This is a genomic window from Marinicella rhabdoformis, from assembly GCF_009671245.1.
In the GTDB taxonomy this organism is placed as follows: Bacteria; Pseudomonadota; Gammaproteobacteria; order Xanthomonadales; family Marinicellaceae; genus Marinicella; species Marinicella rhabdoformis.
Map to the genome: position 1 here is coordinate 808,506 of NZ_VTFS01000001.1, position 12,881 is coordinate 821,386.

Here is a 12,881-nt window from a genome sequence, read left to right on the forward strand (position 1 = left end):
TTACCTACAAGCTTCAATGGCTTTGAGCAAATCACTTTCCTCAACCCCAGTTTCTATGAACGCCTGACCCAGTCCTTTCATTAATATCAAACGGTGTTTACCCGATTGCACTTTCTTATCCAAGCGCATCAATTGCACCAATTTGTCAGCCGTGATTTCTTTATTAAGCTTAATCGGCAAGTCAAAACCTTGCAACAAGTTTTCCAGTGTTTTTCGTAGACCATTGTCACAAAAGCCCAACTGTGCTGACAGTTCAGCTGCCATTATCATACCCAATGCAACGGCCTCTCCATGCAAATAGCCCTCATAATTGGTTGCAGTTTCAAGGGCGTGGCCAAATGTATGTCCCAGGTTCAATAAAGCACGAATGCCTTGTTCTTTTTCATCTTGTTCAACCACCTGTACCTTAAAGTCACAACACTGCGCTATCAACTCAACCAAAACTTCAGGTGATTTGCTCATAATTGTTTGTTGCCGCTCACTTAACCAAGCAATGAATTGTGGCTGATTGATGCCGCCATATTTAACAGCTTCACCAATACCTGCTGCAAATTCTCGCTGAGGCAGTGTATTTAATGTGTCTGTGTTAATGATGACTGCCAATGGCTGATGAAACGCACCAATCAAATTTTTGCCTTTGGCGTGGTTGATACCTGTTTTACCGCCTACTGATGCATCAATCTGGGATAATAAGGTGGTTGGGATTTGAATAAAATCAATACCACGCATCCAGCTTGCGGCTGCAAAGCCTGTCATGTCACAAATCACACCACCGCCTAAAGAAACCAATACATCGGTGCGACTCATACCATGGTCAGCCATGTCGTCTAAAACCTTCAACCAAGACTGGCTGTTCTTGTGCACTTCGCCATCAGGCAAAACACATAAACTCACATCACATTCACCCAAAGCATCAATGACTGTATTGGCATACAAGGGAGCTACCGTTTCATTACTGACTAACAAGACCTTCTTGCCATTGAGTTTGTCTGAAACTGCGGCGAAATCAAACGATTGTTGGTTGATGATTATGGGGTAACTTCTGTCACCTAAATTAATGTTTAATTGCTGACTATCTGAAAGTTTATTGGCTGCTTTGTTCATCTTCTTTGTTTTGCTCCAACACATAATTAACCACTTTGACTGCCATTTTATGCGGGTTGGTTCGTCCACTGGTGAATGACAATTGCGCCACTGACTCATACAAAGGGTTTCGCATTCTTGCCATGTTCAACAAACGTTCACGCCGTCCTGTTCCTTGTAGCAAAGGCCGTTGTTTGTCACGCTTCAATCTTTGAAGTTGGTGCTTAACTTCGGTTTTTAAATAGACCACCAAATGACCAGTCTCTTGCAAAATATTTCTGTTTTCTTCCGTCACCACGATGCCACCGCCGGTCGCAATCACCGCATTTCGTTCATGCATCAGGTCTTGTAACATCTGTGTTTCACGAACACGAAACCCTTGCTCTTTTTCAATGTCAAATATTAAGTTCACAGACACACCGGTGCGTTTCTCCAGCTCCTGATCGACATCATAAAAAGATTTACCAAGTAATTTGGCGATGTGTTTGCCCACAGTGGTTTTTCCGGCGCCCATGGGGCCTACCAAAATGATATTTAAGTTGCTGTGGTCAAATGTGCTCATGGAGCAGGATTCTAACATTGCCACAGACATTTGCTCAGTTTTTTTTGAATGGAGTTCAATCGCTAGCAGAAAAATATTGCGATAAAAATACAGAGAATGAAGGTAATTAAAAGGGAAGTCTTGAGTAAAATAGCAAACCTGTCATCAGGCACAGCGGAAAACACCTGATGACTGTTTTGCTCCTATTTAATGCTTATTCAAAACCACTTCTGAAGATAATATCTGGTGCATATTCATAAGCTCCCGCATCATAAGTACCAAAAGCATTGTTCACACTGGCCATATCAAAGCCTCGAGGGTTGTTATTCATATCATTGAACTGAGCGGGAAACAAGCTGTTATCGCAAAAATCTATCGCATCAGATGCCAATGACGGCCTGTAGTCTGCGATAGCCGCATTGATAAACAATGGGTCATTGGTCAACACAGCACCTACATTACCGCTCAATGAGGCAGACTCATGAACAATTGTGCAATCTATTTGTGCAGTAGCGGGACCGTTAAAGTTAAATATCGTGCCGTTATCCCAGATGATGCTGTTAAAGACATTCAAAACTTGTCGCCCACTGATGTTATTCGCGGTAAAAATGCGATCAACATCGTTTGCAACCACAGTATTATATAAGTAATCAAGCTGGGAAGGCTCGCTTCCAGCTTCTCCAATATGAAATAAGGAATATGCTGGGCTTTGTCCAAGACCATCATTTTGTCTGATTAAATTACCTTCTAAACGCAGATAAGCAGCCTCATCAAGATTGAAAACATTCACCAAAATCGATTTATTGTGACTGATTTCAGTTTGAGAGATGTTTACTTCAGCATAATCACTGATATAACCCGCACCTCCACTGTAATTAACAACCTGAACCCAATTATTTGAAATTTGTGAACAGTACTCTGCTTCTAAATATTCACAACCTTCAGCTGCTTGACTCATATACAAAGTGGCATGATCTGTAACAACCATTCCCGCACCATGACCACTGGAATCATTGTTAATTATATGGCTGTTTATCAATACTGCAGTGGTGCCTTCGCCAGTCAAATAAAGACCGCCACCACTTAATCCATTGGCAGCATCAGTGTAATTACGCTTGATAATTCCAGGATAATAATAAGTGCCACTCATTTCTATTTGAGCCCCTGTTTGCAAGTATATTCCACCGCCTTTATTGGCAGTATTAAATGACACACCTTGCCTGTTCCGACCGTCCACTAACCAACCACTGTTATTCACAATGTCACAATCATTACCGCCAAATAAGCCACCACCATTTAAAGCGGCTTCATTGTCATGAATGGTAGAATTGCCATCAATATTTAAATGCGCACCATCAGAACAATATATACCACCACCATAGCCTGTCGCTGTGTTGTTCCTGACCACCGTATTTTCTAAAGTCAAAATGGCGTCTTCACCAAAAACATGTAGCCCACCACCTTCATTACCTCCATTGTCATAAATGATTGAATCTCTAATAATGACATTTGATTTGCCAGATACTTTGATACCACCTGCCCCTGAGGCAGATTCATTTTTACCGTCATAAATTTCAAAGTTTTCAATGATTACTGTTGCTAAAATAGCAAGATTGACATCCACTTCAATGACCGTATTATTCAATGCATTCAGACCACTCCATTTCGACTTTTCATTACCAACCACTCCAGCCTGAGCGGCCAAACAGTTGTCATAACCCCCTTTGATTATTTTAAATTTTTCAATAATAAAATTATTTGTAAACACCTGTTCATTGGTTACCCTGATTTCCAAATCATTGTCTTCATAAGCGGTAAATAAATTATTATAATCACATTCCTGACCCTGGCCTACCGTCACAAATGCATTAACCGTACCTGAAATCAATGTGATTAGGAGTGTGGCTAAATACTTAGCTTTGTTCATATGTACCTCTGCTTGTTAGAAAGCTAAATTTATACAATTTGAAATCTGAAACAGCCTGAAAAGATTCTGAATATAATTGCAATGCTGCCAATTTGTGAAACATTTGGCAGTTTTTGTCGGTTCAGGTATAATTTAAACACCACAATTAAAAGACCTACATTCAGCCCGGTAATGAAATTTTTTCGTAAAAACCAATTCAAAATCATAAAAAATAAAACTTATTGGAATGGTAAGGAGCTCTTACTTTCTGAAAAAGGTCATGCTTGTTTAATTATATTTTTAGAGTCCAAGCAACAAGTCATAAGTAAGGAACAGCTGATAAAAAGTTTATGGCATAAAGTGGCTGTCAGTGATGACTCTCTTTTCAAAGTCATACAAGAAATTCGAAAATCTTTGCGACAATTAGGTATCCAGGAAGACTTAATAGGCAATGTATATGGCAAAGGTTATCAATGGTTACAATCCGAAAAACCACCACACACAAAACCCTGGTTTATCTTTCCTGCTTTTGGCCTGATAATCATTGCTGTAAGCTTTTTCTGGGCTGGCAACAAAACCACGCCCCAAATAACTGAGCAAGCGTTCCAACAACTGGTGCAGCAACTGAAACATGGAAACAAAACTGTAGTAACCACCCAGCTAACTAATTCAAACCACCCATTGGACCAACTCAGAGCTTCCTACCTGACTGGGTATGCGTATTATCAGTCTGGAAATTATGAACAAAGCATTCAACAGTTAGAGCAAGGTATCACAAAATATGGCAACAATAAAACTTCAACTGTTTTAGCAGACAGCTTTTTACTGCTGGCTAAAATGTACATTTATCGTGATGACAAAACGACCTTAAAATCTTATTTAGCACAAGCACTCAAACACTATCAAGATATAGAAAATCCAAATGGCATCTTTAACACCAAAATTGAGACGGCTCGATACCACCAGGCCATTAATGAGTACCCAGAATCCATCAATCAACTGAATGAGATTTACGACGAAGCAAAAGCAGTTTCAAACACAAAAATACAACTTCGTGCATTGGCGAATTTAGCGCACTCTTATGAACAAACTCAACAACCCGAAGCTGCCATAAAGGCATTAGAGGATACTTTAGAGCTGGCCCTTTCAACTTCTGATGGGGACTATGCAGCCTATGCCCATGGTGCATTATCTACCAAAGCCATGAAGTCCCAAAATTATAATAAAGCCATGAAGTACGCTCAAGCGGCATTACAATTTTCACTCTCCCAACATGACACCAATCAGTTTCAACAAAGTTTCAGTGCATTTTATTTACTGCTGCTTCCTTTAGGCCATATAGAGCTGGCTGATAAATATTTGGATCTGGCACTGGAAATTCAAAACCAATTCAACTCAGAAGGCGTGCTATACCATGCAGAAATTCAAAAAATTGAATCATTGACCATACAACATCAACATGCGGAAAGTCGCGAACGGTTAAAACGGTTAAAGACTGAATCTCTCAGCCAGGTTGAACAACAAGAAGTTCAAGCATTAATGGCATTCAACAGTCACTTCCTCCAAGACAATATCAATGCTTATACCAAAGCCAAGCCCATTTTAGAAGACCACAACAGCAGCAACAAATTCAGGATTTATGCAGGTATGGCTTTTGTTTTAGCTGCTTTAGAATTAGAAAGAACCAACGAGGCTAAAACTGCATTTCAGCTTCTTGAGCAGTTACCCACAAGCCAAGACAATACTGTATATACGGCTTATTTAGATATGTTAACTCGGGTGCCAAAAGAGTGGATAAACCCTGACTCCCTTCAATTTGATGCGAAACAATTTGAACAGCGCATGGCTCACTTGCAAGCCACCACATCACCACAATCCGAACTGCTACAAACTTTAGATAGTTACATCCAAAACATCACATTGAATTAAAGCACCATGATGCTTATTGGGTGTGTATTTCAGGTGTTGCTGTAAAAGGAAGCGGTTACTCAGCCCATAAGCCAAAGCCTTTCGTCGTACAAAAGTAATAACCTCATCCAGCCGACAATATTGCAAATCATAACAACAACGACTCATGTATTACATGATCTGAAAAAACGTAAGCGTCTAAAATTGATTCGTGATTGGCTGCACCTACCACCCCGCTTTGCCCATCCAAACTGATCACATGTGCCTGCTCACCAACTTTTATACCATTGGTGTTTAAGCCACTGGCTTGTGAACCACCATCAACAGACTTTAGCCACATCCATGTCGCCACATGCGGCTGTTCTTCGTCACAACACACATTGCGTTGTTGCTGAGCCAGTCTTTGTGAATACTCCAGCATTTTTAATTCTTCGGCCGGATTCAGTTCAATGTGACTGTCTGAACCAATCGCCCAAACACCTTGCTGTGAAATAAAGCTTGGCATATCAAATATACCATCACCCAAATTCGCCTCTGTGAGTGGACACAGCACGACCACTGCTTTTGATGCTGCAATTAAGCTTTTCTCAGCTTCATCTAAATGTGTGGCATGAACCAATGACCAACGCCCATCCACATCAAAATTATCATACAACCATTGCACGGGTCGCTTACCATGGAAGTCAGTCGACTGATCAATTTCCGCCTGTTGTTCTGCAATGTGGATATGAACAGGTGCATCTTTTGGTAAAGCCGACAACACTTGTTCCATCATTTTTTTATTCACAGCTCGGATGGAGTGGAAACATATACCAACGCGCTGTTCAGGGAATTTGACACAGTTTAATTCCTTTGACAACTGTATGTATTCGTCTGCGGTCAGTTCAAAACGTTTTTGTTCAGGGTTTAAAGGTGCATCACCCACAGCTGAAAAAGCATACAACACAGGCAACATGGTCATGGGCAAACCCACATCATGTGCCGCTTGCATCACCGCTTTGGACATCTTCAGCGTATCAGCACTGTTTTCCAAGTCGCGATGAACATAGTGAAACTCACACACTGCACTGTATCCAGCATCTAACATGTTTTGGTAAACACCCTTTGCCAGCTCATAGAGCTCGTCAGCAGAAATTTTGTTCGCCAAACGATACATCAAATCCCGCCAAGACCAAAAGCTGTCATTGTCCTTCGTTTTGTATTCACTCAATCCAGCCATGGCCCTTTGAAATACATGCGAGTGTGCATTGGGCATGGCAGGTATCACCACTTTTTTCGACACATCTTCACTCTGCGGCTCCTGATTGACATCAACAGCAACATAACGACTACCCGCTACAACAACGCGGACCCCTTGAGACCAACCCTCTGGTAACAAGGCATACTCAAAAAAATAACTTTTCATGGCTTTTTGATTTTACAATAGCAAGCCTTACTCTAAGCAATACAGCAGCTGAACGCAATGACAAAATGTGACCTATTGATCAAACACGCCGAACTCATCACCTGTACCGATAATGGACAAGTCTGTGGCTTGATTTCAAACGGTGCTGTTGCGGTTTCTGATAATAAAATCATTTGGACAGGGTCAAGTGCATCCTGTAAAAATTTTGATGCGCTGTCCACAGTCGATGCCCAAGGCCAAGTCGTCACGCCTGCGCTGATTGATTGTCACACCCATTTGATTTTTGGTGGTAATCGGGCGAATGAATTCGCCATGCGATTGGCCGGCGCCAATTATGAAGACATAGCACGAGCAGGTGGTGGTATTTTATCCACGGTCAAAGCCACTCGAGAAGCCAGTATTGAAACACTGGTTGAAGCTGCTTTGCCCAGGGCTGAACACCTGATGTCACAAGGCGTCAGAACCGTTGAAATAAAATCTGGATATGGCTTGGACTTGGATAACGAGCTAAAAATGCTCAAGGCAGCTAAACTATTGGCCGAACACACTGGGCTTAAAGTATCTACCACACTGCTCGCCGCACACGCTTTACCACCTGAATACAAAGACAACCGAGCGGGATATATTGATTTGATTTGCAAAGAAATCATTCCACAAGCGGCCAAGTTGAAATTGGCCGATGCCGTTGATGCATTCTGTGAAGGCATCGGATTCACTGTTGACGAAACCCGTCAAGTCTTTGAGGCAGCAGCACGTTGGGGCTTGCCTGTCAAATTACACGCCGATCAATTAAGTAACTTATCAGGTGCCGGACTGGTGGCTGAATTCGGCGGCCTGTCTGCCGACCACATTGAATACACCGATGAAGCCAGCATCAAAAAAATGGCACAAGCCGACACAGTCGCGACTTTGTTGCCTTATGCCTTTTATGCGCTACAAGAAACACAAAAACCACCGATAGATTTATTCAGAAAACACGGCATTGACATGGCGATAGCCACCGACTGTAATCCTGGAACGGCACCGACCACCAATTTATTACAATGCCTGCACATGGCCTGTACACAATTTGGTTTGACAGTTGAAGAAGCCATTTTAGGTGTCACCAAACACGCGGCCAAAGCTTTGAACCTCGATGAAGCGCGAGGACAAATTGCAAAAGGGTTTGATGCACAGCTGCTTTTGTGGCCAATCAAAGATGTGGCCGATATGGTTTACTGGCAAGGCAATAAATTGCCACAAGTAATAACCGACTAAAATCAAGCAACCAAGAAACATTAAAGAACAGACGTTTAAAATCTTTGAATAGGGTTTAATGGGTACTGACCCATTTACTTGAAAATCTAGTCGAACAATCACAATACCTGTCAAATTTATAAAAAAAAGAGGCCAAAAAATTAATTTCAACCTCTTATGTAGTGCCTGCCCCAAATTAGTTTTCAAAAAAACGCTGAAATTATTTATCAGCGTTTTTTATTACAAATATTAGGAATATTCTTTAAGGCTCATCACACCAATGACCTGGGAGATATTTAAAACCTTTATTAACCCATCCAATAGAATTAGGGCCTATATTTTTACATTCATAAGTGTATTCAAAATAACCACAAGTACCTGCTTCAGTAAACTTGTAAATAGTTCCTACTCCATAACCATTACAGCCATACCATCCATTATTTTTTTCAGCCAATTGTCCTTCATCTATTGTATAGCGACTACCTGATTCACTTATAAACATAGCAAAATCGACAATAGAATCTGATTTATTCTCGGTAACAAAATTGTCATATCTATAAGGAATTGTGACTTCAACTCCTTTTTTCATGCCAGGCATTCTACCCAAATCATGGAGTCTATTGTCAACAGTAGACTTATCTTTGACTAAAATTGTTGAATCTTCTACTAACTTTACTGTTAGCTCTACTTTTATGACTTTATTGTCTGGGTTTTTATTAAAAACATCAGTAATAAAGTCTGTTAAAGATATATCACCTGGATAAAACTTTTCCATGCTTTTTTGATGTTTTTCGAATTCCTCTGAAGAAATTTGTGCTTTTATTGAGAAACTAGAGCACAACAACAGTAACAAAATTATTCTTTTCATTTTTCCTCTATATGTGTATGAGTTTTTTCATCATAGCAAAAACCTTTGCACAATAATAATATTCGTATATTGAAAAATTGTGCACATTTATTTTTTACCACAACAAAGACACATGATTTAAAATCAAGTAGAAACTCAACGACTATGGGCTGCAAAATAAAAGGAATCAGTACCCTTTATTCCTTTTGTTGTCTTATATACATAATACTTTACAAAAAAACACCCGCAAACTTAAACCCAGCTATACATACTTATAAATACAAACAAAGTGGCAAGCACTGCCTAGTAATACAAACAGATGGAATATGGCGTGATTGAAAGGGATGGCTTTGATGGCATAAAGTATGGCGCCTAGGGTATAAGAGATGCCGCCACCAATCAACCAATACAATCCTTCAGATGCCATACTGGCTGCCAAGGGTTTGATGGCAAAGGCAATGGCCCAACCCATAAACACATACAGCAAGGTTGATATCAAGGAAAAGCGGCCGGTAAAAAACAGTTTCAAGACAATACCTAATGCGGCCATTGACCATGCAGCGATCAAAATTCCATAGCCCAAAGTTACATATTCAGGGTGGCCAGCTAAAGTCACCAACATGATTGGGGTATAAGTGCCTGCGATTAAGACATAGATGGCCGCATGATCAAGCACCCGCAATCGCTGCCTGCGAACGGGGTCTTTGGCCAAATGGTATAAAGTAGAGGCGCTGTACAACACCACCAAACTGAGGGCGAATACCAACTTACCTAACCAGCCAGCCCAGCTGCTTTGTGCAGAATCAGTGGCCAACAATAACGGCAGTCCAATCAGCCCCAAAATCAGGCCCAATGCATGGCTGCCGATGTTCAGTTTTTCTTCAAAAGGCGGGTAAAATTTAACTTCAGACATAGGTTTTGACCACAAAAAAGGGCACTTGAAAAAGTGCCCATTCTAACAGTTAAACAAACGTTCAAACTATTTTATCGCCTTGAAACCTATGTCCGTGCGGTAGTATTCACTGCCCCATGAGATGGCTTTCACACCTTGGTAGGCTTTTTGTTGTGCTTGTTTCAGGTCTTCATCCAAAGCACAGACACACAACACACGGCCGCCCGCTGTCACTACATTGCCCGCTTGTTGTGCCGTTCCTGCATGGAACACCTTAATGTCGGCAGGCACTTCATTCAAACCTTGGATCACATTGCCCTTGTCGTTGCCTAGTGGGTAACCGGCTTCTGCCATCACCACTCCGATGGCAAATCTTGAATCCCATTGGATGCTGTGTTGATCTAATTCGCCCGCAATCGCTGCCAAACACAATTGATCCAAATTACTTTGTAAACGTGTCATGATGGGTTGGGTTTCTGGGTCACCAAAGCGCACATTGAATTCCAAGACTTTTGATTCACCGCTTGAGTCAATCATCAATCCTGCATACAAAAAACCTGTGAATGGCATCCCGTCTTTGGCCATACCCGCCAAAGTGGGCTTAATCACTGTTTCAACCACTTTCGCATCGATGTCAGCAGTCACCACTGGCGCCGGAGAATAGGCTCCCATACCGCCTGTATTGGGACCAACATCACCATTGTCTCTGGCTTTGTGGTCTTGCGAGGTTGCCATGGCCAAGAAGTTTTCACCGTCTGCCATGACAATATAAGAAGCTTCTTCGCCTTGCAAAAACTCTTCAATGATGATGCGACTGCCCGCATCACCAAAGGCATTGGCCTCTAACATGTCTTCCACTGTCGCTTCGGCATGTGCCAAATCTTCAGCAATGATGACACCTTTACCTGCTGCCAAACCATCAGCCTTGATGACAATAGGAAATGACTTGTCTTGTAGGTAAGTTTTGGCCTCTGCCACAGTGATGAACTCACCATAAGCCGCTGTTGGAATGTTGTGCTTTTCTAAAAATTGTTTGGCAAAAGCTTTAGAACCTTCCAGTTGAGCTGCCGCTGCTGAAGGACCAAAACATGGAATACCTGCTGCTGACAAATCATCCACCATGCCATCAACCAAAGGTTGTTCAGGTCCTACCACCACCAACGTGACGTTTTGTAACTGACAAAACTGAATCACTGCTTGGTGATTATTGACATCCAAAACCACATTATCGATGCCATCTTCAATCGCAGTACCTGCATTCCCAGGTGCCACAAAAACTTGTTCAACTGTGGTTGATTGTGCCAATCGCCATGCCAGCGCATGCTCCCTGCCACCAGAACCAATAACCAAAACTTTATTCATGTTTGCTACCCTTAATTAATGGTTAAAGTGACGCATGCCAGTAAAAATCATGGCAATGTCATGTTCATCAGCCGCTTGAATCACTTCTTCATCACGGATCGAACCACCGGGTTGAATCACTGCTGAAATCCCAGCTTGTGCTGCGGCATCTATGCCGTCACGGAAAGGGAAAAAGGCATCTGAAGCCATCACAGAACCGGGCACTTTCAATCCGGCATCATCGGCTTTCATTGAAGCAATACGTGCAGAAACCACACGACTCATTTGTCCTGCACCCACACCAATGGTTTGCCCGCCTTTGGCATAAACAATGGCATTAGACTTGACCCATTTTCCAACCTTCCAAGCAAACTGCATATCGGCCAATTCATCTCGTGTAGGCTTTCGCTTACTGACGATTTTAGATTGTTCAACATCTAACATATCAACGTCTGCATCTTGAACCAACAAACCACCACTGACACGCTTATACATCATCCATGGCTCTGGCTTATCTGACCATTCACCACAGCTGATGATTCTTAAATTTTTCTTGGTAGCAAATACAGCCAATGCTTCTTTATCAAAACTGGGCGCAATGATCACTTCGGCAAACTGCTTGTCCAAAATGCTCTCAGCTGTTTTGCCATCTACCACACCATTGAAGGCCAAAACACCACCAAAAGCCGATGTTGGATCAGTTGTGAATGCTTTCAAATAGGCCAAAGTCAAGTTACTTTCAACCGCAACACCACAAGGGTTGGCATGTTTAACAATCACACAGGCAGGCTCGGTAAATTCTTTGACACAAGACAATGCCGCATCAGCATCTGCAATGTTGTTGTATGACAAAGCCTTGCCTTGAATTTGTCTGGCATAACCTATGGTGCCAGCTTTGGCATTGGGCTCAATGTAAAAAGCCGCCGATTGGTGTGGATTCTCACCGTACCTTAATTCACTGCGATGCGTGAATTGAGTGGTCAAATAACGAGGAAACTCTTTTTTCTCTTCAGTGTCGGTTATGGCACTTAAGTAATTCGCAATCAAGCCGTCATATCGTGCGGTGTGTGCAAAAGCCTTGGCCGCCAACACATGGCGATTGGCATGTGACATACCGCCATAAGTACTGAACTCTTCTAGCATTTCTTGGTAATCAGCCGGGTTAACCAAAACGGTTACACGGTCATGATTCTTCGACGCTGCTCGTATCATGGCAGGTCCGCCGATGTCAATGTTCTCTATCGCCTCGCTCAATTGAACGTCAGCTTTTGCCACCGTTTCTTCAAACGGATATAAATTAACCACCAACAAGTCGATGCCTTCAATGTCATGCTGCTCCATCACATCTTCATCGACTCCTGAGCGACCTAATAAAGCGCCATGTACTTTAGGATGTAAGGTTTTTAAACGGCCATCCATCATTTCAGGAAATTGGGTATACTCTGATATTTCTGTCACCACCAAACCCGCTTCTGCAAGTAATTTAGCCGTTCCTCCAGTAGAAAGTAATTCGACACCTAATTTACTTAAGCCTTGGGCCAATTCAATGACATTGGTTTTATCTGAAACACTGATTAAAGCCCTGCGGATGGGCACACGATTTTGGGTCATGGTTCTAAAGAATTTTCAAGAAGGTGGCTATTATAACGCCAATTGAACAAGCCGCATCAGATTGGTAAAAAAAATACAGCATTTAATGTGGATTTACTGATTTCTAATTGA

Annotated in this window: 10 protein-coding genes; 2 read left to right on the forward strand and 8 right to left on the reverse strand. The window is 41.9% G+C overall.

Annotated elements, in window-relative coordinates:
- The 3 genes from aroB to FET73_RS03500 all read right to left on the reverse strand — a co-directional run bounded on the left by aroB (position 1) and on the right by FET73_RS03500 (position 3,551).
- Positions 1-1,104, reverse strand: coding sequence for a 3-dehydroquinate synthase (gene aroB, locus FET73_RS03490; RefSeq protein WP_154222514.1), 1,104 nt, complete (start codon positions 1,102-1,104; stop codon positions 1-3).
- Positions 1,085-1,675, reverse strand: coding sequence for a shikimate kinase (locus tag FET73_RS03495; RefSeq protein ID WP_218944255.1), 591 nt, complete (start codon positions 1,673-1,675; stop codon positions 1,085-1,087). The genes aroB and FET73_RS03495 overlap by 20 nt, the downstream gene beginning before the upstream one ends.
- A gap of 163 nt (positions 1,676-1,838) precedes the next feature.
- Entirely contained in the window at positions 1,839-3,551 is a 1,713-nt protein-coding gene (locus FET73_RS03500) for a hypothetical protein (protein WP_154222516.1), read from the reverse strand.
- Positions 3,552-3,722: 171 nt separating this feature from the next.
- Between FET73_RS03500 and FET73_RS03505 the strand changes: the two genes are divergently transcribed.
- The gene (locus tag FET73_RS03505) at positions 3,723-5,459 is read left to right on the forward strand and encodes a winged helix-turn-helix domain-containing protein (protein WP_179952090.1); all 1,737 of its coding nucleotides are present in this window, start codon (positions 3,723-3,725) and stop codon (positions 5,457-5,459) included.
- A 127-nt stretch (positions 5,460-5,586) separates the two neighbouring features.
- On the opposite strand, the gene hutF is transcribed toward FET73_RS03505, so the two are convergent.
- Complete coding sequence (hutF, locus tag FET73_RS03510; RefSeq protein WP_154222518.1) at positions 5,587-6,843, reverse strand: formimidoylglutamate deiminase; 1,257 nt, start codon at positions 6,841-6,843, stop codon at positions 5,587-5,589.
- 57 nt (positions 6,844-6,900) lie between these two features.
- Between hutF and hutI the strand changes: the two genes are divergently transcribed.
- Entirely contained in the window at positions 6,901-8,100 is a 1,200-nt protein-coding gene (gene hutI, locus FET73_RS03515; RefSeq protein WP_154222519.1) for an imidazolonepropionase, read from the forward strand.
- 241 nt (positions 8,101-8,341) lie between these two features.
- Here the strand turns inward: hutI and FET73_RS03520 are convergent, their stop codons facing one another.
- From FET73_RS03520 to purH, 4 genes are all read right to left on the reverse strand, one after another.
- Positions 8,342-8,947, reverse strand: coding sequence for a hypothetical protein (locus FET73_RS03520; RefSeq protein ID WP_154222520.1), 606 nt, complete (start codon positions 8,945-8,947; stop codon positions 8,342-8,344).
- 241 nt (positions 8,948-9,188) lie between these two features.
- Positions 9,189-9,839 (reverse strand): PAQR family membrane homeostasis protein TrhA, encoded by a 651-nt coding sequence (trhA, locus tag FET73_RS03525; protein WP_154222521.1) that lies wholly within the window; start codon positions 9,837-9,839, stop codon positions 9,189-9,191.
- 66 nt (positions 9,840-9,905) lie between these two features.
- Complete coding sequence (purD, locus tag FET73_RS03530) at positions 9,906-11,180, reverse strand: phosphoribosylamine--glycine ligase (RefSeq protein ID WP_154222522.1); 1,275 nt, start codon at positions 11,178-11,180, stop codon at positions 9,906-9,908.
- Between the two features lie 15 nt (positions 11,181-11,195).
- Complete coding sequence (purH, locus tag FET73_RS03535) at positions 11,196-12,770, reverse strand: bifunctional phosphoribosylaminoimidazolecarboxamide formyltransferase/IMP cyclohydrolase (RefSeq protein ID WP_154222523.1); 1,575 nt, start codon at positions 12,768-12,770, stop codon at positions 11,196-11,198.
- Positions 12,771-12,881 lie beyond the last annotated feature (111 nt).